The 22961-nt window shown below is 58.6% G+C and carries 19 protein-coding genes and 1 pseudogene; 8 read left to right on the top strand and 12 right to left on the bottom strand.

Features of this window, described 5'->3' with window-relative positions; genetic code table 11:
• The first annotated feature begins 26 nt into the window (after positions 1-26).
• Positions 27-671, top strand: a complete 645-nt coding sequence (gene can, locus ACYYKW_RS17125) for a carbonate dehydratase (protein WP_090286282.1) — start codon at positions 27-29, stop codon at positions 669-671.
• A gap of 6 nt (positions 672-677) precedes the next feature.
• Here can and ACYYKW_RS17120 read toward each other — a convergent pair whose 3' ends face one another.
• The 3 genes from ACYYKW_RS17120 to ACYYKW_RS17110 form a co-directional block, all read right to left on the bottom strand.
• Positions 678-1202, bottom strand: coding sequence for an SET domain-containing protein (locus ACYYKW_RS17120; protein WP_336355453.1), 525 nt, complete (start codon positions 1200-1202; stop codon positions 678-680).
• 178 nt (positions 1203-1380) lie between these two features.
• The gene (locus tag ACYYKW_RS17115; protein ID WP_464990632.1) at positions 1381-2568 is read right to left on the bottom strand and encodes a hypothetical protein; all 1188 of its coding nucleotides are present in this window, start codon (positions 2566-2568) and stop codon (positions 1381-1383) included.
• 234 nt (positions 2569-2802) lie between these two features.
• A complete protein-coding gene (locus ACYYKW_RS17110) occupies positions 2803-4221 on the bottom strand; it encodes a short-chain fatty acid transporter (RefSeq protein ID WP_464990631.1) in 1419 nt (472 codons plus the stop codon).
• A 315-nt stretch (positions 4222-4536) separates the two neighbouring features.
• Here ACYYKW_RS17110 and ACYYKW_RS17105 point away from each other — a divergent pair, with 315 nt between their 5' ends.
• The 5 genes and pseudogenes from ACYYKW_RS17105 to ACYYKW_RS17085 all read left to right on the top strand — a co-directional run bounded on the left by ACYYKW_RS17105 (position 4537) and on the right by ACYYKW_RS17085 (position 8780).
• On the top strand, positions 4537-5850 hold the full coding sequence (locus ACYYKW_RS17105) for an MFS transporter (RefSeq protein ID WP_464990630.1): 1314 nt from the start codon (positions 4537-4539) through the stop codon (positions 5848-5850).
• A gap of 115 nt (positions 5851-5965) precedes the next feature.
• Positions 5966-6694, top strand: a pseudogene (locus ACYYKW_RS17100) (PAS domain-containing protein); the annotation flags it as partial.
• Positions 6674-7282, top strand: a complete 609-nt coding sequence (locus ACYYKW_RS17095) for a methyl-accepting chemotaxis protein (protein WP_408003570.1) — start codon at positions 6674-6676, stop codon at positions 7280-7282. The pseudogene ACYYKW_RS17100 and the gene ACYYKW_RS17095, both read left to right, overlap by 21 nt.
• A gap of 194 nt (positions 7283-7476) precedes the next feature.
• Positions 7477-8076 carry a flavin reductase family protein gene (locus tag ACYYKW_RS17090; protein ID WP_336355449.1) on the top strand — a complete coding sequence of 200 codons (600 nt, stop codon included), beginning with the start codon at positions 7477-7479 and terminating at the stop codon, positions 8074-8076.
• 71 nt (positions 8077-8147) lie between these two features.
• On the top strand, positions 8148-8780 hold the full coding sequence (locus ACYYKW_RS17085) for a LysE family translocator (RefSeq protein WP_464990629.1): 633 nt from the start codon (positions 8148-8150) through the stop codon (positions 8778-8780).
• A gap of 70 nt (positions 8781-8850) precedes the next feature.
• Here the strand turns inward: ACYYKW_RS17085 and ggt are convergent, their stop codons facing one another.
• Entirely contained in the window at positions 8851-10683 is a 1833-nt protein-coding gene (ggt, locus tag ACYYKW_RS17080) for a gamma-glutamyltransferase (protein ID WP_464990628.1), read from the bottom strand.
• A 328-nt stretch (positions 10684-11011) separates the two neighbouring features.
• Here ggt and ACYYKW_RS17075 point away from each other — a divergent pair, with 328 nt between their 5' ends.
• Together ACYYKW_RS17075 and ACYYKW_RS17070 are read left to right on the top strand one after the other, a co-directional pair.
• A complete protein-coding gene (locus tag ACYYKW_RS17075) occupies positions 11012-11407 on the top strand; it encodes a helix-turn-helix domain-containing protein (RefSeq protein ID WP_464990627.1) in 396 nt (131 codons plus the stop codon).
• A gap of 80 nt (positions 11408-11487) precedes the next feature.
• Positions 11488-11712, top strand: a complete 225-nt coding sequence (locus ACYYKW_RS17070) for a SymE family type I addiction module toxin (protein ID WP_093098355.1) — start codon at positions 11488-11490, stop codon at positions 11710-11712.
• Positions 11713-12861: 1149 nt separating this feature from the next.
• On the opposite strand, the gene ACYYKW_RS17065 is transcribed toward ACYYKW_RS17070, so the two are convergent.
• From ACYYKW_RS17065 to ACYYKW_RS17030, 8 genes are all read right to left on the bottom strand, one after another.
• On the bottom strand, positions 12862-13080 hold the full coding sequence (locus ACYYKW_RS17065; protein WP_464990626.1) for a hypothetical protein: 219 nt from the start codon (positions 13078-13080) through the stop codon (positions 12862-12864).
• Between the two features lie 529 nt (positions 13081-13609).
• Positions 13610-14596 (bottom strand): hypothetical protein, encoded by a 987-nt coding sequence (locus ACYYKW_RS17060; RefSeq protein WP_464990625.1) that lies wholly within the window; start codon positions 14594-14596, stop codon positions 13610-13612.
• Positions 14597-16837: 2241 nt separating this feature from the next.
• Entirely contained in the window at positions 16838-18598 is a 1761-nt protein-coding gene (locus ACYYKW_RS17055; protein WP_464990624.1) for a hypothetical protein, read from the bottom strand.
• Complete coding sequence (locus tag ACYYKW_RS17050; RefSeq protein WP_464990623.1) at positions 18595-18765, bottom strand: hypothetical protein; 171 nt, start codon at positions 18763-18765, stop codon at positions 18595-18597. Before ACYYKW_RS17050 ends, ACYYKW_RS17055 begins: the two co-directional genes overlap by 4 nt.
• A 204-nt stretch (positions 18766-18969) precedes the next feature.
• Complete coding sequence (locus ACYYKW_RS17045; RefSeq protein ID WP_464990622.1) at positions 18970-19278, bottom strand: hypothetical protein; 309 nt, start codon at positions 19276-19278, stop codon at positions 18970-18972.
• Positions 19279-20012: 734 nt separating this feature from the next.
• Complete coding sequence (locus ACYYKW_RS17040) at positions 20013-21815, bottom strand: DUF927 domain-containing protein (protein ID WP_464990621.1); 1803 nt, start codon at positions 21813-21815, stop codon at positions 20013-20015.
• Positions 21802-22683: a toprim domain-containing protein gene (locus ACYYKW_RS17035; RefSeq protein WP_464990620.1), complete on the bottom strand. Its 882-nt coding sequence runs from the start codon at positions 22681-22683 to the stop codon at positions 21802-21804. The genes ACYYKW_RS17040 and ACYYKW_RS17035 overlap by 14 nt, the downstream gene beginning before the upstream one ends.
• Positions 22676-22951 carry a hypothetical protein gene (locus tag ACYYKW_RS17030; protein ID WP_464990619.1) on the bottom strand — a complete coding sequence of 92 codons (276 nt, stop codon included), beginning with the start codon at positions 22949-22951 and terminating at the stop codon, positions 22676-22678. Before ACYYKW_RS17030 ends, ACYYKW_RS17035 begins: the two co-directional genes overlap by 8 nt.
• Between the last annotated feature and the right edge of the window lie 10 nt (positions 22952-22961).

Raw genomic sequence — 22961 nt, 5'->3', positions numbered from 1 at the left:
AGCGCATCTTTCTTGAGGCCTTATCCATGCACGACTTACAAGACCTGATTGATAACAACGAGCGTTGGGCTGACGCGATCACCAAGGAAGACCCGGATTTCTTCGCCAAACTGGCGCGCCAGCAGACCCCCGAATACCTGTGGATCGGCTGTTCCGACGCACGGGTGCCAGCCAACGAAATCGTTGGCATGTTGCCTGGCGATCTATTCGTGCACCGCAACGTCGCCAACGTGGTGCTGCACACCGACCTCAACTGTTTGTCGGTGATCCAGTACGCAGTGGACGTGCTCAAGGTCAAACACATCCTCGTTACCGGCCACTACGGTTGCGGCGGTGTGCGCGCGTCGATGCAGGACCGCCAGTTCGGTCTGATCGATGGCTGGCTGCGTTCGATCCGCGATCTGTATTACGAAAAGCGCGAAGAACTGGCCAAGCTGCCGACCGAAGAAGAGCAGGTCGACCGGATGTGCGAACTCAACGTGATCCAGCAAGTGGCCAACGTCGCGCACACCAGCATCATCCAGAACGCCTGGCATCGCGGCCAGAGCCTGTCGATCCACGGCTGCATCTACGGCATCAAGGATGGCCGCTGGAAAAGTCTCAACACCACCATCAGTGGTTTCGAGCAACTGCCGCCGCAGTATCGCTTGCGCCCGATCGGCCCGGCGTAAAGCCGCCTAGCGTCGGCCCGATTGCCGCCAGCGCTGGAGAAAGTGCAGGCCTTCCAGGCTTGGCGGTTCATCGTAACCGGTGATCCAGCCACGACAACGTGATGAGCCGCAACCGCAGGCAAACTGGCGCGAGAGTTTGTCTTCGGTGGCGGCGTAATCAATGCTCAGATGCTCGCCGCGCTGAATGTCCTTGAGCGACCACAGCCACAACTCAGTCATGTCGAGAAACGTGTTCGGGTCGCAGGCATGTTCGAGCAGTCCGCAAAAGCGAGGGTCGTACAGGTGAATGCCGCTGAGCAATTGGCGGGTCTGTCGGCAGCGATAGGGCAGCAATTGCCCGGAAACCCTGCACATCCGGTGTGTACCGGGAAAATCTCGGCGTGCGGCGATTGCCACCGGATTGGCGTAGGGATCGTGAATGATTTCGAAGTCGGCACTGGAGGGAAACCCAAGACGCACGGGCAGGCCGGAGAAGGGGTAGATGCCTTCGGTATCGTGCGGGGCAGAGCCTGCCACGGCGTGGATATTCATGATCTTCCTTTGTCGCACGGCTATGCGACGTTGCCGGGACGACGTCCTGTCGGCCCTTGTTTACAGCCATGGATCCAATCTAGTGGTTACAGGTATAACCGGTCTACTGTCAGATGTGACAGGCGTGATAGACGTATTCCCGCGTCAGCCAGGGCTGACACGGGATGAGTCGTCAGGTTTACAGGTGCGGAGCAGGAATGGCGGTCGCCGGCAGGGGCGCTTTCAACTGTTGCAGTTGCGCCTTGATCGGTGTGCTAGCGCACTTGGCTGCGGCCTGCTCCGCTGTCAGATCACGGATCGAGGTGTAGAACAGTTCGCAAGTTTTGGCTTTCTGCGTGACCTGCCAGGTTTGCGTGCAAGTGTTCAGCGTGGTCTGCGCGTTGCTGCCCGGTTTGCTGCCCATGCCGGCCTGCCAGCAGGCGGCGCTCAAATCCTGACCCATGACTTTCAGGCCCGCAGCATCGGCCTTGGCCTGCGCATCGTCGCCGGTGTAGCTTTTCGGATCGGCGGCGTACCAGATGTAACTCGGATGGTTGGACCCCAGCACCGGCACCTGCACGCCCTCGCTCGGGCTGATGGTCGCCAGGCCCAATACGCCGACGGTCGGCCCGTATTGCTGTTTGATCCAGTTACGCACCGGCGCACCGAACGCGACCATCGGCAGCGTCGTGCCGCTGGCAGTCTGGCTGAACTGCTTGACCAGCGTGGTCTGGTAGTCCTTGAAATAGTCGTACACGCCTTCCAGGTCGCTACCGGCATTGGACGGCGCGGCAATCGGGGCGATGTCGATGATGGTCTGATAAGCCGGCGTCTGCTCAGCGGGAATGCCATTGTCAGTGAGCAACGTCGCCCAGCGATCAGTGGTGTTGGAGCGCAAATAATCCTGCGCCTGAGTCAGCGAATAATCCGGCGGGAAGTGCAGCAACTCGACACTTTTACGGTTTTCCAGGGCCATGCCCAGCGGCAGGAACAGATACCAGCTGTAAGCCCATTTACCATCGGCATTGAGCTTGCTGGCGCCGTTGTAGGCCAAGTCGCCAGCGTCAAGCAGCGCCGCCAGCGGTTTGTCGTAACCCTGCGGCACACCAGAGATCTCGGCGTAGAGCTGATCGTTATCGGTCTTCACCAGCACTTTGGCGTTGGCATAGCCATCGCGCTGTACGCTTTGGGTCAGGTAATGCGCAACGGTCTGCTCCAGCGTCCAGTTGCGGTAACAGATGACGTGACAATTATTGGGATAAGCGAAGAGGCGCGTGACGCGCTCGGTGCTGCCCAGTTTCAGGTCGACATCGGCGTGGGCGGCGGCGCTCAGCGTCAGTGCGGTGAGGGCCAGTGCGGCGGGGGAAAGTCCTGCGAACTTGAACATGCTCAGATCCTTTTCAGCGTGGAGTTCCCCGCAAGTGTCGGGGGCGTTTCATAGTGGATCAGCCGTGTGGCACAAAAAAGCTGGTCGGTACGATTTTTTTCAGCGAGTAGCGCAAGAAATGTGGGAGCCAGCCTGCTGGCGATAGCGGTATGTCAGGCAACACTGAAGTCGACTGATAGTTTGCTATCGCGAGCGGGCTGGCTCCCACAGTTGCAGCAGGCAGCTACTTGATGGCTATGGCATCACCGGCGGCGTATACGCCAGCGTCGTCCCCAGCGCCCACAGCAGCACCAGCACCAGCGGCGTGTGCACCAGCAATTGCACGAACGAGAAGCCGATCAGATCCCGCGCCTTCAAGCCGAGTACGCCGAGCAGCGGCAGCATGTAGAACGGGTTGATCAGGTTCGGCAGTGCTTCGGCGGCGTTGTAGATCTGCACGGCCCAGCCGAGGTGGTACTGCAAGTCGTTGGCGACCTGCATCACGTACGGCGCTTCGATGATCCACTTGCCGCCGCCCGACGGAATGAAAAAGCCAAGAATCGCCGAGTAGACGCCCATCAGCAGCGCATAGGTGTCGTGCGAGGCGATGCTGACGAAGAACGTCGAAATGTGGTGCGCCAGCGTCTGCGCATCCGCCCCTTTGACGGTGGTCATCAACGCGGCGATCGAGCCGTACAGCGGAAACTGGATCAGCACGCCGGTGGTGGTCGGTACGGCGCGCGCCACCGCATCGAGAAAGCTGCGCGGGCGCCAGTGCAGCAGGGCGCCGAGCATGATGAACAGGAAGTTGTAGGTATTGAGCCCGGAAATCGCGGTGATCGCCGGTTTGCTGGAAAATTCATGGAACAACCACCCCGCCGCCAGCAGCACCAGCACGATGATCAACAGCGGGCTGTGTTCCAGCCATTCGCCTGGTCGTGTGCGCGGTTGCAGCGGCGGCAGGTTGAACGCCGGGTCGATGCCGCAGGCCTTGGCGTCGCGCGCCGAGTTCGGGCCCGGTGCGGTGGCGTAAGCGATGATGACCGAGATCACGATCAGCGCCAGCAACATTACGCCCGACTGCCAGAGGAAAATGGTTTCGGTGAACGGAATCACCCCGGTGATCGACAGGATCGACGGCGGCAGGCTGGCAGGGTTGGCCTGCAGTTGCGCGGCGGACGACGACAAACCCAGCGCCCACACCGCGCCAAGGCCGAGATACGCAGCGGCGCCGGCGGCGCGGTAATCCATTTTCAGGTCGGTACGGCGGGCGAGGGCGCGCACCAGCAGACCACCGAAGACCAGCGACAGGCCCCAGTTGAGCAAGGACGCGACCATCGAGATCAACGCCACCCAGGCCACGGCGGAGCGGCCATTTTTCGGAACCCGCGCCAGTCGGTCGATCAGTTTGACCGCAGGCGGCGAGCTGGCGACCACGTAGCCGCCGATCACCACGAAGGCCATCTGCATGGTGAACGGAATCAGGCTCCAGAAACCGTCGCCGAAGGCCATTGCCGCCGCGGTGGGTTTGGCACCCATGGCCAGAGTGGCGAGGGCAACGATGATGACGGCCAACGCGGCAAATACCCAGGAATCGGGAAACCAGCGTTCGGCAAAACTTGAACAGCGCAGGGCAAAGCGCGCAGAGCGGCTATCTTCGATATCAACGGCCACGGGGAGTACCTCGGAATTTTTATGGTTATTTTGGTCTGGCAGGCGAAACACAAATCCCTTGTAGGAGTGAGCCTGCTCGCGATAGCGCAATCACATTCAACACATTCAGTGACTGGACGCACGCCATCGCGAGCAGGCTCACTCCTGCAGGGCAGCGGTGTTTATCCTGCAGACAGGCATTTACAGTAAATCAAGCGCCGCCCATTTGTGATCAGCTTTTGCAAAACCATGACTATGGTCTAACGGGTTGTCCCCCCGTCCATTTGCGTAGACCATGGGCGCCTTGGTTTTTTGCCTGATCCAGAGTTCTTTGCGATGACTGCCCAAATCCCGGCCAGACCTGCGCCGTTCAGCCGCTCCGACTACAAGACCCTTGGCCTTGCGGCCCTCGGCGGGGCGCTGGAAATCTACGACTTCATCATTTTCGTATTTTTTGCCCTGACCCTCAGTCAGCTGTTCTTCCCGCCGGAAATGCCCGAGTGGCTGCGCCTGCTGCAGAGCTTCGGCATCTTCGTCACCGGCTATCTCGCACGGCCGCTGGGCGGCATCCTGATGGCGCATTTCGCCGACCGTTTGGGCCGCAAAAAGGTCTTCAGCCTGAGCATCCTGATGATGGCGCTGCCGTGCCTGCTGATCGGGATCATGCCGACTTATGCACAGATCGGTTATTTCGCACCGCTGCTGTTGCTGGCGCTGCGCATCCTTCAGGGCGCAGCCGTGGGGGGCGAAGTGCCGAGTGCCTGGGTATTCGTCGCCGAACACGCACCGTCCGGTCACCGCGGTTACGCCCTGGGCTTTTTGCAGGCCGGGCTGACCTTCGGCTATCTGATCGGTGCACTGACTGCGACATTCCTCGCCCAGGTCTTCACTCCAGCGGAAATTCTCGATTACGCCTGGCGTTATCCCTTCCTGCTCGGCGGAGTGTTTGGGGTGGTTGGCGTTTATCTGCGCCGCTGGCTGAGCGAAACACCGGTTTTCATCGCGATGGAGTCGCAGCGTGAGGCTCGGGTCGAACTGCCGCTGCGCACCGTGTTGCGCGAGCATCGACTGGCGATGTTGCCGGCGATGCTGCTGACCTGCGTGCTGACCTCGGCGGTGGTGGTGTTTGTGGTCATCACGCCGACGATGATGCAAAAGACGTTTGGCATGACCGCCAGCCACACCTTCGGCCTCAGTGCGCTGGGCATCGTTTTCCTCAACATCGGTTGCGTGCTCGCCGGTCTGCTGGTCGATCGCATCGGCGCGTGGCGCACGGTCATGCTCTACAGCCTGCTGCTGCCACTGGGCATCGGCGTGCTGTATGCCTGCCTGATCGCAGGCGGGCAGTGGGTCGGCCTGGCTTATGCCGTGGCCGGGCTCGGTTGCGGAGTCGTCGGCGCGGTGCCTTCGGTGATGGTCGGGCTGTTTCCGGCGCGTATTCGCGTGTCGGGCATTTCCTTTACCTACAACATTGCCTACGCCGCGTGGGCGAGCGTTACGCCATTGTTGCTGATCGGGCTGATGCCCTGGAGCCCTTGGATCTGCGTGATGTTCTGCGCAGTGATGGGCGTGGTGGGCATGCTGACGGCCGCTTATTTCGGTGCTCGCATGCCTCGCACAGGGCCCTGTCAGGCCGCGGGCGCTGCCTGAACAGAAACCGCCGAACTATTTTCGACTGACGGGTCTCGCGGCCGCTTCAGAAAAGCTCTGCAAGGCCGATGGCTAGGTTGTACGCCGCGTTCAACCCTGCCATTGGTGCTTTCCCATGTTCAATAAACGCTTGAAGCAAGAGCTGGCCGCTCTCCGTGAAGAACTCTCCAGCCTTGTGCAAGTGAAGGAAAGCCTGGAAAGCGAGATGCTGGCGCTGACGCTTGAGGCCGACGGGCGGATTCGTTCGGTCAACCAGAACTTCCTTGGCGAGATGTTTTACAAAAGCCAGGACCTGATCGGCCGGGCGCTTGAAGACATCGTCCCGGCCCACGTCAAAACCAACGAATTCCATCTGCGCTTCAAGAACGCAATGACCCGTGGCGAGCATTTTGCCGGTGCCGTGCGCCTGGTGCGTGGCAATGGCGAAGAGGCGTGGCTACGCTCGATCGTCCAGCCCGTGCGGGCTTCCGATGGCCGGATCAGACATATTTCGTTCTACGCCAGCGACCTGACCCGCACCATCGAAGCCTCCCGCGAGCATGAAAACCTGATCGGCGCGCTGGTGCGCTCTACCGCTGTGATCGAATTCGATCTCAATGGCAACGTACTCACCGCCAACGATCGTTTCCTCAATGGCATGGGTTACAGCCTGGCGCAGATCAAGGGCAAACATCACCGCACGTTCTGCGCGCCGGAGGAATACAACAGCGGCGAGTATCAGAATTTCTGGCGCCGCTTGAACAATGGCGAGTTCGTCGCGGGTCGTTTCAAGCGTATCGACAGCCATGGCCGCGATGTCTGGCTGGAAGCGTCCTACAACCCGGTGGTCGATGCCAACGACAAACTGTACAAAGTGGTGAAGTTCGCCACGGTCATCACCGATCAGGTCAACCGCGAGCAAGCCGTTGCCGACGCGGCCAGCATTGCCTACAGCACCTCGCAACAAACCGACAGCACCGCGCAACGTGGCACGACGGTGGTCACCGAAGCGGTCAACGTGATGCGTGATTTGTCGCGGCACATGCAAGCCGCCGGGGAGGGCATCGAGGCGCTCAACGAGCAGTCACTGGTGATCGGCACCATCGTCAAAACCATCAGCGGCATCGCCGAACAGACCAACCTGCTGGCGCTCAACGCCGCGATCGAAGCCGCCCGTGCCGGCGAGCAGGGTCGCGGTTTTGCCGTAGTCGCCGATGAAGTGCGACAGCTGGCTTCGCGCACCAGCCAGGCCACCGACGAGATCGTCACCGTGGTCCGGCAGAACCAGGAAATGGCCCGCAATGCCGTGGCGCTGATGACCGACGGCAAGCTGCAGGCCGAGCAAGGCCTGGCGCTGGCGGCAGAGGCGGGGACGGTGATTGTCGAAATCCAGGACGGTGCACAGAAAGTCGTGGACGCGGTGGGGCAGTTCGCCAATCAGCTGTCGCACTGACACCCTGCTGATCGTTCCCACGCTCTGCGTGGGAACGCCTCTCGGGACGCTCCGCGTTCCCTTGCCGGCGTGACGCAGAGCGTCACAGGATGCATTCCCACGCAGAGCGCGGGAACGATCACCGAGGTGTCACAGGTTCTGTGATTCTCCAGTAGCAGCGCTACAATCGGCTCCTTTTCCCGCGGAGCAGACCCATGAGCGATTCCCACCGCCGCCCGGTGCCCCTGAACAAAGCCTACCGCTTGCTCAATCACGGCCCGACCGTGCTGGTCAGCGCGGCCCACGATGGGCAGCGCAACATCATGGCCGCCGCCTGGGCCATGCCCCTGGATTTCGAACCGCCGAAAGTCGCCGTGGTGCTGGATAAGTCCACCTGGACCCGCCAACTGCTCGAAGCCTCGGGCACCTTCGTACTCAACGTTCCTTGCGCCGATCAGGCCGACATCGTGCAAACCGTCGGCAACACCTCGGGGCTGGAAATTACCCAGAGCCAGGGACGGGACAAATTTCAGGCCTGCGGTCTGCAAACCTTCATCGGCGAACAGGTCGCAGCGCCGCTGCTCGATGGCTGCGTCGCCTGGCTCGAATGCCGCCTGCTGCCGGAACCACGCAACCACCAGCAATACGACCTGTTCCTCGCCGAAGTCATCGCCGCCCATGCCGACGAACGCGTGTTCAGCGACGGGCGCTGGCATTTCGAAGGGCATGACGGTTTGCGCACGCTGCACCATGTTGCCGGGGGGCATTTTTTGAAGATTGGTGATGCGGTGGATGGCAAGACGCTAGAGGTTTAAGCAGCGTTGATGGAAATCCGTCAGCGGATGTAGCAAGGTATAAGACTCACCTTATTTCAGGCGCCTGAATCATGGACTTTTCCGCTGCCGGTTATCTCGCCCCGCTGTTGTCGCTGGCGCTGTTGTGGACTGTTGCCGTGGTCACGCCGGGCCCGAATTTTTTCAACATCGCTCAGTTGGCGGCGAGTCAGTCGCGTCGGCATGGTGTGGTGGCTGCGCTGGGCGTGGCGACCGGCACGGTGCTATGGGGGCTCGCGGGCGGCTTGGGAATCAAGACACTGTTCAGCGTCGCGCCGACGCTATATCTGGGCTTCAAGATCGCCGGCGGTTGCTACCTGATTTGTCTGGGATTGAAGCAATTCAAGCGCAAGGGAGCGATTGCTCCCGGTGAGCCCGCTGCAACCCACCAGACCTGTCTCAGCGTTTACGCTCGCGGTTTGCTCGGCAATATGACCAACCCGAAATCGGCACTGTTCGTCACCACCATCTTCGCCACCGCCATGCCGGCTCACGTATCGCCGCTCCTGCTGGCGCTGGCCGTGCTGACCATGGCCACGTTGTCCTTCAGTTGGTATTGCTGCGTCGCACTTTTCTTCGCCAGCCGCCGGGTTGCCGGTGTTTACGAACGGTCACGGCAGTGGCTGGATCGGTTGGCGGGTGGCTGCTATTTGTTGTTTGGGGCGCATTTGGTGGCGAATCGTTGAAAGCGATTGAGGGACACGCCGATAAAAAAGGCCTACCACCCGGTAAGCCTTTTCTTTTTGCATCGTAGACTCAGTCGCCGAGCGCTTCGCCTTCACGCCGTGGATCGGCGCCACCTTCCAACGACACTTTCCGCTGTGCATCCTTGACCCGCACGATGGCCTGGGTGCCGCTGGTCATGTCGATTTCGCTCACGGTATGCCCTTTGTCTTTCAGTGCCTGTACCAGCGCCGGGCTGAACTGGCCCTGTTCCAGTTCGGTCGGGCCGTTGCGGCTGCCGAAGTTGGGCAGGCTGATCGCGCGTTGTGCGTCGAGGTCCCAGTCGAGCAGGCCGATGGTGGTCTTGGCGACGTATTCAATGATTTGCGAGCCGCCGGGCGAGCCGACCGTGGCGACGAATTCGCCGCTCTGGCGATCAAAGATCAGGGTCGGCGCCATCGACGAGCGCGGGCGTTTGCCGGGTTCGACGCGGTTGGCGACTTTCTGACCGTTCTCTTCGGGGATGAACGAGAAATCGGTCATCTGGTTATTGAGCAGAAAGCCCTGAACCATCAGGTGTGAGCCGAATGCGGCTTCGATGGTGGTGGTCATCGACACCGCGCCGCCGAGGTCATCCACCGCCACGACTTGTGAGGTGGAAATACGCAATGGCGAACGGTCCGGCGCGTAGGCAACCTGCACGCCCGGCGGTGTGCCCGGTTTGGCAGTGCCCATGCTGCGTTCGCCAATCAGGCTGGCGCGGCTGGCCAGATAACCCTGGTCGACCAGACCTTTGACCGGCACCGGCACGAAGTCGGTGTCCGCGACATATTGCGCACGGTCGGCGTAGGCGAGCCGTTCGGCTTCGGCGATCAGGTGCACGGCTTGCGGGTCCGGTTCAATGCCGGCCGGTTTGTCGGTCTTGACCGGTTTGAGCGGTGTCAGCGAAAGGCGCGGATCACGGGTTTCCAGGGCCTGCAACGTGCCGAGGATCTGCGCCACGGCGATCCCGCCCGACGACGGTGGCGGCATGCCGCACACCTGCCAGCGCTTGTAGTCCGTGCACAGCGGCGCACGCTCCTTGGCCTGATAGCGTTGCAGGTCGGTCAGCGACAGGCTGCCGGGATTGGCGTGACGCTGGACCTTGGCGACGATTTCCTCAGCGATCGGACCTTTGTAAAACGCGTCTGCACCTTCACTGGCGATGCGCTTGAGCACGGCGGCCAAGGCCGGATTCTGCAGGCGCGTGCCGACGGCTTTGACGCTGCCATCGCTGTTCAAAAAGTAGGCGGCCATGTCGGGCGACTGGCGCAGCGCCGAATCGGCGGCAAGCAACGAGTACAGGCGCGGGGAGATGGCGAAACCCTGTTCGGCCAGTTGGATCGCCGGCTCGAACAACCTGGCCCACGGCAGACGCCCGTGTTGTTTGTGCGCCATTTCCAGCGCACGCAACACCCCGGGCGTGCCGACCGACCGGCCGCCAATCTGCGCCTGCGGGAAAGCCATCGGTTTGCCGTCCGCTTGTAGAAACAGCTTCTCGGTAGCGCCTGCCGGCGCCGTCTCGCGCCCGTCATAGGTGCGCACCTGTTTGCCATCCCACAACACGATCATCGCCCCACCACCAATCCCGGACGACTGCGGCTCGACCAGCGTCAGCACCGCCTGCATCGCAATCGCCGCATCGATCGCCGAACCACCCTGACGCAACATCTCCCGACCCGCCTCGGCGGCCAGTGGATTGGCGGCAGCAGCCATGTGTTTGTTGGCGTGGCGGGTTTGCAGATCGGTGCGATAACCGGAAGCGCCTTCCGGTGCCAGCGGCAACATCGAGGAGGGCGGGGCGTTGCACGCGGTGAGGGTCAGGGCACTGATAAGCAGTGTAAGAACTGGCAGGCGAAAGCGGCTCAAGGGCTGGGTTGAAAACACGCGGGCTCTCCGTCCGTGGGATAGAAGTGTTGGGGGACTTTAGCGAGCGGGCGGTGGGGGTGCAAACCGGGTGAGGATTTGATCCTTGGTCAAAGTGTTTCGGAAGCACTCGGGCCTCTCGTAACGGGCTCAGTCAAATCAAAGGTTTTGTACTTGTAGTACTCCGCTCTGGGTTGGTATTTACCCTTCATTTCTCCTACAGACTTTTCAGGTCGACAACCTACGCACCCTTGCCTGAGGATGTTTTCTATTGAATTTCCCCAGGATGGATTTCAGGTAGAGGGACAAGTCCGTTGTTATTCAACTCCATTTCCAGTCGGCGATTGTCATGAGTGTTTCCAATGAGGAGGACCGCGCTTTTCTGGTGGCGATGGGCAGTCGCATCGCTCACTTACGTATGGTGCATGAGGTCACACAGACTCGGTTGGCACGGGCTTTAGGTCTTTCTCGACAGACCTTTCAGGGTTACGAAGAGGGCACGCGCAGCATGCCGGTCACGACACTGGTGAAGATGGCATTTGCGCTTCGCGTTCCTGTTGAAGAGCTGCTCGGGGTTCCCTCGTACACGGAAACGCCCAGACGCAGCTTGACCTCGACCTGGTATCGACGGCTGCAGTCCATCAATGAGCTGCCGAAAGTCCAGCAGAAGGTCGTAGCGCAGATGCTCGATGCGCTGATCGCACAAGCAACGAGCAAGACAAGCAACGGAGAAGGAGAAGTTTGAAGTAACTCAAAGAACGCGGAACCAAGGTGCTACCAACACTTTGGCCCCGCTAACCACAAGCAGCTAAGAAGGAGCTAATTATGGCTAAGGCCGATCATACGTCATCAACCCCTATCACTGAACGCCGGTTGAAAATCGCCGCAGACTTTTACCCGGTCCACATAAAGGATCAACCTCACAGCCCCGCCAAACCGGTGCCCTGGATCAGGCTACGCGGACTGTGGTTAAGACAGGCAGGATTCGAGGTGAACGAGAACGTGAAAGTCCGTGTGATGAAAGGTTGTCTGGTGATTACTGCGGAATAGATGAATCGCCGAGTAAAGCCGCAATGCTATTTACGTAAGAAAAAACGCCGCTAACATTCAGTGATAGCGGCGTTTTTCTCAGATAGCGCTTTTGATTTTCTTGATTTTTATGGGGGCAGGGCCCGTATTACTTGGCTATAAGCTTGGTTGTTACGAAGGCCTTATCTTGAATGTGATATTGGCTTATGTGAAAAAAAGCGAAGCGCAAACTGTAAGAAAGTCTGACTGATGAGCAACTGCGGACCCATTGATCGGTGGTAGCGCATCGCTACACCTCTAGGGTAAACAGTGATTCGGATAGATCGGTAACCGGGCGGGGGATTATTGCAAGCATAAAAAAACGGCCTACCTTTCGGTAAGCCGTTTTTAGTACTTGGTGGCTACACAGACATTTGAACTGGTTACTTAACAATCTGTTTTCATTTAGTATTTGTCTTTCCTCTTACGCAAGGGATACATGTGGGGATACATGGCGCTCGCTGCTAGGTGGTTTTTGGCCTTTTTTCTTTTCGCCAGAAGGTGCTCAAAGGCGGCCATTTGGTAAATCGGATTGATCCGACGAGCGGCATCATTTCAGCTGTTTTGGGCTTCCTCGTTTTGCCTTGCCCGTCAGCGGCGCCGGGCTCAGTCGTGATCGTAGTTTATCTGCTCGATTGGTCGCCGACTGTTTGCCCATCTCTACCCAGGCTTCGAAGCCTATTACATCGATCAACACTCGACCATCAGGGGCGTGTCGCCAGACTTGATCCCCTACCCACGTTCCGTCAGCGATTTTCGATCTCACGGCGGCTTCTGTATATCCAGACTCGCTGGCGAACTTTCTGACGGTCAAATAGCGCATCTCTTTCGCACTCCCATGCTTGATGAGCTGTCATCTCTCGATATCCCTCAGTGTTGGCGGTGTCTGCCGCGGTCGACCAACCTTCGGCACCTTGTTTTCCCCATCGCGGCACTCCCGCAGAAACTCCCGGACATCCGCCTTCAGCCAGCAGTGTCTGGCGCCCATCCGGAAACTCTTCGGTAGCCAGTCGACACCGCGACTCATCCCCTGTCTGATCGCTGCCTCGGTGCGTCCCAGCATCTTGCCTAGGCCTGCTACGAACACCACTTCGCAGTCATCGTCCATATGTGCTCCTGACTCGGATTCGCTTACTGCGCGCCTTGTGCTTTTAGTCGGGCGAAACCTTGATGGATGTGCCCGGCGTTTTCGCCGATCGTCTCCAGAGCAGTTCGGATATTGTCGCCGGCCTCGGCATGACCTTGGCTTTCGACTAGCAAGGTCAGCTCCATTAGCGCGGCTTCTGAAGCGAGCTGGTTGTGATACATGCGCTCCAGGACATCTGGGAGAGAATATTCGGGGGTGGGCATCGCTCCGACTCCATTCGAGAAAAATGAAAGCGTAGCAGCGCTGGTTCGATCGAGGCATGAAACAAACTGCTCGCTGCTCACTCGCCACGCACGCTCCGAGTCACTGGAAACGCTCGATGCCTGGGGGGTTGTGTATAGCCGGTGTAGGAGGTATGAAGAGGAGCCGGCAGACCGACTTCACGGCAAAGAGAAAGTGTGGTCACAGTGCCACACAGTGGCATTGTCACCACTCTGTTTTGAGGACGCGGTGGTCGCGTGTCGGGATCTACACAGAGTGTAGATTTCAACACTGATGAAGGCAGCGATCAATTTGGCGCAGCGGCTGCGGAAGAACTGACCGGCGCTCTCCCGCGAAAAACCGTCAAGGCCCTGTCAAGAATTGCTTGGCGCGCTAAGGGTTTAGCGAGCTGGCATCTCACCTATTCATCCTGCTGATATTCCCGCGACAGATCGGTCAGAAAATTTAGGTTATCCGTGTGCCTAGCGTATTAAGCGCATTGATCGTATGGCCACCATGTTTTTATATGAATCAATCGTGGAAAACGTTTTGGGCTTTGCCAGTGGCAACATAATCGGCAAGGTTCTTCAGTCTCCGATAATAGGCCAACACAATCTTCACTGAGGCAAGCATATCTTCACACGCAAGGCCGATAATATGGCCCTCATAATTACTTAGGCCAAATGCGGCACAAGCCTCACCAAGCAGTTCTCGGAGCTCTTCCTTGTCATCAGCATGCAAAAATAGATCATCTTCCGACTGGCCAAGCCAGCCCTTATCTTGTAGGCGTCTATAAACGTTTTTATAAGTTGCAGTAGCAAGGCTTTCGTCATCATTAAGGTCAATGATCAGGTCTCTAATCGAGTCTGCAACTGTTTCATTTACGACGAACTCGACGAAGCCGGGAGAAGCGTACTCAATGCTCTTAATTTGCGCCCTATCCTGGCCCGGAATACCTTTGTATAGCGACCTAAAGAAATTGACAGAGCTGAAGCCCCCACGCCATGGATATTTATGAAAAACTCTTTCTATCTCGCGCTTTGATACAGCCCCCGTCGCACCAAGGAGCGCATACCCAAAGGCATAGCAATCCTGCACCAGATCGGAAAATTTCTTGAGATCGCTAACTTCCCAACGTCCATCTATGTCAACAACTTTAACCTTGCTAGTTGAGCTTGATGGCGCATGTCCCGGCAAAAACATACCTTGTTGAGGCAGAAGCTCTTCAGATATTTCTTCAACTTTTGTCGTTTTGCAAATATCTCCAACTCTTCCCCACAGTTCAGCGAGTTCATACTTGCCCTTATGGGCGCGAGTGACTGCGTAGCGTACATCTATTTTTTCGAATAAAAGCAGTTTCAATACATCGGGGGCTATGCGAGAAAAGTAGAACTTGCATGCTTGCTCGCCATCATCATAGTTAATTCCTAGATAATTTTGAGCCTGTTTGTTCTTGGCAAGGACCACCAAGGGAATCTCATAATGCAGAAGCACCTTGTAAACAGTTAATTCGCTCATAGTATGTTTACCGCCCCTACGAGCGTCATCAAGTCATGTTCATGATATGGCCAGAAATGCACATGTCCTGGTGAGTCTTGATGCCAAACGCCAGCAGAAGATTCAAAGCGCACCTCCACCGCGTGGGTAAACTTAGATCGAGGCAATTTAGCTATCGCGCGGCAGGCAGCCAAGGATGTGCTCAAGGAAACGGACATTGCCTCACACTCATTGGGGTATGGATGGTTCGGCAGCCTTTTACGCTGTGAGTCGAAATCAGATTCCGATACAGAGTGAGAGCGCAGAAGTCTCCAAAGCGGAGTAGCTTTCGGTGTCACGACCTCATTAGGAGGGCAGCTCCGTGGCAGCGCCTCTCTGTAAGCGCTTAGTGTCAGGACATCGTTCAACGCTTTTCCTCCCTGATAATGGCGTTTTGGCTTCGCGATTCTGTGTCCCCTGATAGCAATTCGTCAAAGCAATTGTCATCTTCAACCTTACCGTACGTCTTGTTAGACGACCGAGCTTGCTTTTTTTACGCTGCTCGCACAGATAGGGCCTCGGACGCCAGGCAGGCACGGATTCGGTGTTTCACGGTAACCGTGCTGGCAACCGTCAACAGGGTTCGCATTGGCGAGTGAGAACTGGAGGTGCGAACCTTGAACGCGAACTTGATCGGCACGGGCACCAGAGTGCGTACTTATGGCGCGTACCAGCCTGCGTACTTTGTGGTTTTTTAGGTAGCTCAGGTACGCGATCTCTGTGCGTGAAGCGCTGCGTGAAACAGCGTGTTTTGCTGTAACAGGGGCTGTAACAGCCTGCCTAGTTACACGTCGTCGGTATGGGCGCCTGTTCCTTTTTTATGGCCCCCAAAAACTCGGAATACCTTGGCAACCTGAGTGGCAACCAAGTTACGGGAATTCATGCTGACGATGACAGGGAGAGCGGAGGTGGTCACTCGTTGTGGTCACCGCTCTGGTCACCACCTTAGGCATCCGCTTTAGAATTGCCTGAAACCATGGATTCCAGAGGTGGTTACTTCAGTGGTTACCGACAGGCTCTGCCTGGTGCGTGTATGTTGGTCAGCCTTATTGACCTTTCGGGCACATCAGGGCGCCGTGGATGACTAGACATCAATGATGTACTCAGTGCCGGCCGAGCAAATTGCGTCAGCCGAAGTGGAAATCTAGGTAATTGCACGAACTTGTCCCCCATTTGCATTCTCGCTGACCAGTCATTTGCATCGGATTTGATCAAAACGATTCGTGGACATGGCGGCAGCTACCGACCCTTAGCAGACGATTGGGATTAGGGAAATCGAATCCGTCCCTGTATTCCTTGCTAACACTTAGTCTGCGCCCAGCCATGGATCGACTTAAATGATGCGTTAAGGCGAAGCGTAACGTTGTAATCCCCTCGGTCATCAGTGGAGAGACTCATGGGCTATCGAGCCATCATCGTTGCATCCATTCTCGGCGTATGGGCCCTATCTGTTGCTGCGCAGACAAAGCCAGGTGCCAGCGTGTACCTTCTGTGTGAAGGCGAGATATGGACGCATCAAGACGGGTTTGGTCGAAGCGCGGGAGCACATGGGCAGCTGACAGTTCAGATTGATCCTCAGAGTCGAGCGCTAATGGTCACGACGCCACTAACGGGCAAGATCACTGGCGATCTCGCTGTCACGAATCAGTGGTACTCGTCGTCCCCGTATATCCTTTCTACGAAACAGCTATTTGGGCGGAAAGTAGTCAGGCTTCATGTAAGTTTGAATCGACTTAGCGGGAACGGCGTATTGATGTACCAACTGGACGATGGCCAACAGTTCGCTGCCTTTATCGGCGACTGTAAGCCTGCGACCGTGAAGTTTTAGTCAGGTGCTTAACACGTCGAAAGGGACCGTCGCGTGGCTCCCCTGTGAATCTATCGGTAGCTACTTTACTGACTTTTTGGTGCTAGCCCCAACGGCCGCTCTTGGCCGTTCTCTGCCGATCATGGTTAAGACGCGTGGTGATCAAATACGATGAGATCGCTGGTCCATATGAATGCAGGTGATTGACCAGTTGAATGCAGACGGGCGGCAAAACTGAGGGTAACTTCTTAGAAAGCTGAAGCGATCGGCCTTTTTGGCGATCCCAGTAAAAAGCCCGCACGTGGCGGGCTTGGAGGTCTTGGTGGATTTCTCGAACTTTACGATGATCGACTTCATGATCTGGAAAGGCGTGGCCATCGTCTGCGCTGCAGCGGTGTACGGTTTCTGGCTGGGCCTTACTGGTCGTTGACCAACTGTGGCGCCAACAGGGGAAGCAACCTGTTCGCCTTTTCCGCGCCGAGAGATAGTAGACCGCCTCCTTGGCTCGGCGATCTTGTTAGCAGGCCGCGCAACGTATTGCTGTTCAGGGCTGCATTGGCTCCCCGGCCTGCCACCATGGCTCCGCCGAACAGCAGTGGTGACACGAGCCCGGAGCCGGCAGCACCAATACCACCGAGCATCAGGCGCTGCATGGCGCCGTGCGGGCTTTCCCGCGACCGGAGGAACTGCGCGCTGATATCGGCTAAGTCCTGGAGATCGGCGTTTCCGATATTTTTCATGTTCGCGAGACGGGCGATCGAGATGTCACCATCCGCGCCGTTTTGCGCCATCTTCTCCAGATCAAGCATGGTGCCGTATTGCTGGCGGACTTTGGCGAAGTCAGCGGCATCGGCCGGCGACAGCGAGCGATTCAGCGCACCCATCAACGACTTGCGAAGGTCGCTGGCGTAGTAGGCTTCCGGGCTGTTGCGCTGGCCGATCCGGTCGAGTGTCTTCTTGATGTTGTAGGCGGCCTGCCCGTCGATCTCGCCGTTCTGCGCCTTGCCGAGAATTTCCTCGATCTGCTTCTGAATGATGTTTGCCTGCCCGGTTTCGAGCTCGCCAGCGGCGCGCTGCCCTTGCTCAACAAGGTCTTGAAGGAATTGGTCATCGACCTTGACCTTGTTGCTCTGCAGCACTGTTTCGAACTTCGATCCAAGGTCTTGTCTGGCATCGCGAAGCGCCATATTTACATCTGGCGAATCTTGGCCGACCGTTCGGCTAACGGCGCGGTTGAGCTGGTTTTGCATGTTCGAGAGCGTGGCGGATCTACCACTGAGCGGCATGTATTCGAGCGATGCGGCCAGGGCGTTCAATGGCTTGCTGTTGACGATTCGATCGCTTGGGATGTTGATGCCAAGGCCTTCAGCCTTTTGTGCGAGTGCGCTTACGGCGGGTTTAACCTCTCCGCCGCGCAGGGCTTGACCAAGTCCGCGCGCGGTAGAACCAACGGCTGCTGTTGCTCCTGGGATTGCACCACCCACCAGCGCACCAAGGCCAGCATCTTCCGGGTTGACCAGTCCCGCCGATGCGCCGCCAGTAATTGCCCCGCCGGCTGCACGGGTAGCGAGACCCGAAAGCCCCTGCATGCCACCTACACGGAAACCACCGGAGCCGATGGATTCGATTAAGGGGGCAATATTGGTGGCGCCTGGAAGTGCGCGCGCAGCTCCTGCTAACGCACCACCCATGCCAGCAGACCCGAGAATGTGCGAGCCGAGTCTGCCACCTTGAAACGCAGCAGACTCCGGGTTCGCACCGAACTCTTCTTTTGCCGCGGATTCGGTAGCGCCGCGCCGCCTACGCCAAGTATCCAGGGTCACACCCTTCCCAGAAATGGCGTCCCTTACGATATCTATCGGTGCTAGCAATGTAGCGCCGATATCACCGGCACCCACTGCCGCCCCTTGGAGGACATTGTTCAAGTTCTGCCCCAGCTCCTTGCCAGCACTTGGCGGTAGACGGGTGAGCAGGTTGCCGAAGCGGCCAGCTTGTGGCGCCGGACCATCGCCGTAGTTCGCCTGCGCTGCATTCTGTGAAGGGTCGGCTGGCTGTGGGGCGTCATCCCAGATGATGCCAGCCGGATCAATCTGAGGTTCGTCATCCCACTGAATCGAGCTTGGATCAATAGCCATACCAGATTCTCTCGTCGGGGTACTGGAGCGGATTTCATTCATGCGACTAAATCCTCCATAGGTAACAAAAGACGGCGTTCTGCCAAGGCGATCAGTGCGGCATTCGCCTGTATGCTTCCAGAGTTCGCTGCGATACGCAGGCGTTCATATGCGGCGGTGATCTCTGCGCGGGTTGGCTTGGTTTGGTGGCCTCGGGTCTTGTTGTTCATAACGCATCCTTCAATGCAAGGTTATAACCTAATATTAGCAGATTTAGCTTTAACTGTATATTTGACCAGTGGTTTTGTGGGCCGGTCGTCCTGTTCTGATGCCTAATCTCGAGGTTAGCGCTCGGAGCTGGGGGTGCTCGCCAGCTCCGAGGTTTCGCTTTCCTTTTCAGGTCTGGTTAACGAGTACCAGCATTGAATTGCTCATCAGTTGCCCGTCAGAAAGCGCTTTTGAACCCATGTTCCCGGCGTGCCTGAGACGACACACACCCAACCCTCGATGACATATTTCGAGCCGGCGGTGCCAAGCTCTGACGGCGCCGAGTTCTTCACTGCGTCGCCCTGCATCCAGGGGCCGCTGGATGGCGCAGCGGTGAGCGCAGAGTAGAAGGCTGTTATGCGCCCTTCCGCGAGCTGATTAATTTGATTGGTGTGCTCACGCAACACGCGCAGTAGCAGTGGGTCGGTGATGCCGAGTGGAATCGAAAGGTGATTGGCCGTGGTGGGGAGAGTCATAGGTGTTTCCTATAGGGTGCCTGCTTGCGGCGGGCTTTGGCTGAGTAGGGGCGGAATGCCCCGGTGGTATTGCTCGTTGTCGCGCGCACCTAGACGTGCGCCTCCATTGGTGTGTTTTCGTAGTCAGCGCGCAGATGAGAGCCAGCCATGCAATATCTGCCTGTGGGCGCATAGCAGGCTGGGCACACCATGATGTGGTTCAGGTATAGATCACGGGCGTGACGCCACTCAGGCGGCGCGGTGGCGGCGTTTGCGTGTGTGCCGGTGATGAGCTGAGCAGGGCGATCGACCCGAGTAACCACCACCAGGCGCGGGCGAGGTCGTCTATCCACTTTCGGCGATTCAGCACCGGTAGCCGCTGGCGGCATGTGATCGAGCAGGCCGGAAAGGAGACTCATACCGGCACCTCGCCCTGATTGCTCCACTGCCCAAATGTGTCTGTAGAAAAAAAGCGGGGGAACGGGGGAACAGTGGGAACAGCCAGTGTTTCCGGGGCTTCCAGAGGGGGATTCCGTTCCCCACGTTTTTTTGTGGGGAACAGTGATAACCAAATGCTCAGAAAGACTGGGAGTTCTATATTCAAAAACATGTTTGTGTTCCCCCTGTTCCCCATACATCTAATAAGGGGGAACGGCTACAAGCCACGGGTTTACTGGCTGTTCCCCCGTTCCCCCTGTTCCCCACGTTTATAGGTTCCTGTGAACTCGGGCATTCGTACTTGGAGGATATGGTGGTCATGCGCCGCCTCCTTCGCTGTCCAAGGCTTCAGGGTCAACCACGTACAGGCGCGCCGAGCCGCCGGCGGGGATGCGGTACTTCTTGGTCTTGCGGCTATCCCGATCGCTGTCCCGTTTGGCCAGCGCTCCGCCAACCTCCAGCGCCTTGATCACGCGGGTTAAGCCGAACCCTTGAGCGGCCTCGGTGAGCGCGGACTTGTTGAACAGGTAGAGTCGTTTGCCACCTACCAGCTCCCAGTAGCCGGCGCGGTTGAACACCTTGGCGTCTACCTCCGGGGCGTCGACGTCGGAGAAACGGCTGCTGCCGTGCTTGTCGATGAAGTCGATAATGCCGGCCAGGATCTGGCGATCTTCTGCGTTACCGCCGCCGACACGGGCAAGCCATTCGCCATAGAGCAGGCGGCAGTCGGCGAGGGCGGTCCCTTGCTCCCAAGGCAGCAAGCCGAAAGCGATGGCCATCTCTCCCGCAAGTGCGATCACGGCGAACCGATCGGCTACGCGTCCGGCCTGGGCGTTGTCCTCGACGAACTGAGCGCGGATGCCGTCAAAGTCGCTGAGCAAGCCTGGCTTATCGTCGGCTGCGACAAGGCGCTCCACGAATGCTGGCCCAAGGTGGCCATGGTGGGCGCCGACCGCAACGGTGAGCTGCCGGTGGAAGTCCGCTCCCTCAAGCCCGTGCAGTTCGTCAAAGGCTCTGTGCGTACGGGTGCCGGCGTTCACGTCGACCATGCGCAACTCGGCGCCGGCGTGGGCGGCATTCCCAGATATGGCGGCATGCTCAGAGAGGGAGCGCTCGCCGCTGGAGAGTGTCAGCAGGCGCCAGCTCAGTTTGCCTCGGGCTTCTCGCTCGCGGGTCATGGTCCCCTTACCCTGGCCGTTGGCGAGTGAGTACGCCATTTCTTGTACCCGCTTAGGGTCGGCGCGCTTGATCTCGTCCAGCGGCAGGATGGTGTCGTTACGGCTCGACGCCTCTATCTCAAGGCCGCCCTTGGTCATGTCCCAACTAGCGGCAAATACGCCCGGGTCGCCCCACACCGACGATCCGATCAGTTGGGCCAGAGATTTGCCGCTAGAGCTGTCACCCACAAGGTGAACCCCGCCACCTAGCACGCCGACCAAACTCAGCAGCGGGCCGGCCAGAGAGCAGCCAATAGCCAGAGTCAGTACCGGATTACCCGCGCACTTGGCTGCCACCTGCGACTGCCATAGCGCTAACTCGCCGCGCTGACTGAACAGCACCTGAGCTTTGTTGCTCGCTTGGTACCGCACGTTTGCGGCGCCGATCGTTCGCCCGGGCAGTACGAATGCACCCGACTCGTGCCAGCCCGGCCGGCTGGTGGTAGCGAACACTTCTGCAGGGTGCTGGTCGAGCAGATACTCCATGAACGTGCCGCGCTTCTTCAAAGCGATGATGACACCCATACCGAACAACGCGCGCCGGGCGTCCTCGCCGCTGCCGCCGAAAACCTCCATGGCAATGATCCAATCCTTGGTGCCGCTATCTGTGACCAGACGCAGGAGTCGGCCCTCGCTGCCATCGTCACTGTTGGTGGTGCGCGCCACGACCATGACTGGGCTTGAGATCCACTCATCGCTGATCGGCCGGTCGGCTGCGTCTTTCTCGGCGTCGTCCTGATCCGCAGCGGTGCGCTTGAAGCTGTGCCAGTAAACTCCAGGGCGCAACTTGCGGCCGTTCTCGTTGGTCACCCAGTGCTCGTACACCGCCCAGCAAGGACGAGCAGGCGCGATGGTTGCGGCTTCTGGCCGAAGGTTGATCACGTTGGTATCAGGCTTGGCCATTGGCGAGCTTCCAGTTTGCGAGATCGTTGAAATCAGTGAGGTCAGCCGGTGCACCGTCTGGCCATTCGGGGAAAGCGACTTGAGCGCCCACTGCCGCCGCGGCTGCGTTCGCTGCAGTGCGTCCCGGGTTTCCGTCAGTGAGTCGGTCGTCGTCGCCAGCAATAACAAATGGCTGGTCCGGGTAGCGCGAACGAAGCCCCGTCGCCGCCGGGAACAGGTTTCCCGCGTTCATGGCAGCGGCAACGGCATAGCCACCGTGTTGGTGGAGACTGGCGCCCGTCGCCCATCCTTCGCAGATGCAGAGCAGGGCGCCGGGCTCGATGATGCCTAGAGGCGAGTACGTGCCTTTCACGCGCCCACCGGGCAAGAAACGCTTGGCACCGTCTGGGCCAATTCGCTGCAGATTGACTAGGAGGCCGTCGAGATACAGCGGTACGAGCAGATCCGCACCGCGCTGGCGCAGCCCGTGGGAGCGAACTCCTTTGGCGGTGAGGTATGGGTGATCAGGCGATGCGCGCCGAGCATTGCGCCACCAGTGATTAGCCTTCTCTGCGGCTTGCTGCTGGCGCCGTTGTTGTTCGGCCTCGCGCTGGCGCCGAGCCTGCTCAATTCGCTCGCGGATCTGCGCGGCCTCGCGAGCGTCTACCGGTTCGCGGCTACACCAAGTGCTGGCAGCTCCAGACTTCCAACTGCCAAAAGCACCAGAGGCGATACCATCCAAGTACAGGACATACCAACCATTGAGAGTGCCGGGCTTGTCGTCTGGAACGCGGAACCGGTGAATGCTGCCATCGGGCACAGGGAGCCAATCAAGCTGTCCATAGGTCGCCTGGAGCGCATCGCGGAACAAGATCGCTGCGTCATCCATGACTGGCGCTCCCAGCGAATGCCCGGCAAACCCGTCCATTGTTCACGGCGTGCCAGTGCGTGATGTCGTCGATTGACTCCACGAGGCAGGCAGTCACTTGAGCATCGGCGCTGCGCATAACTACGCGCCCGCACTCGGCGTCAGACTCCGTCAGGAACGGGCCAAGCAACGCCTTCAGCGCTTTCGGATGGGTCACATAGAACAGCCCTGTGGCTTTTCTAGGGCAAGCCGATCCTGTTGGCGCTGACGCGCCATTTTGAATTTTCATGTTCTTAGGC

The organism is Pseudomonas sp. 15C, assembly GCF_055484735.1.
The sequence above is the reverse complement of the archived record's forward strand: the minus strand, read 5'-3'. Positions and strand labels throughout refer to the sequence as shown.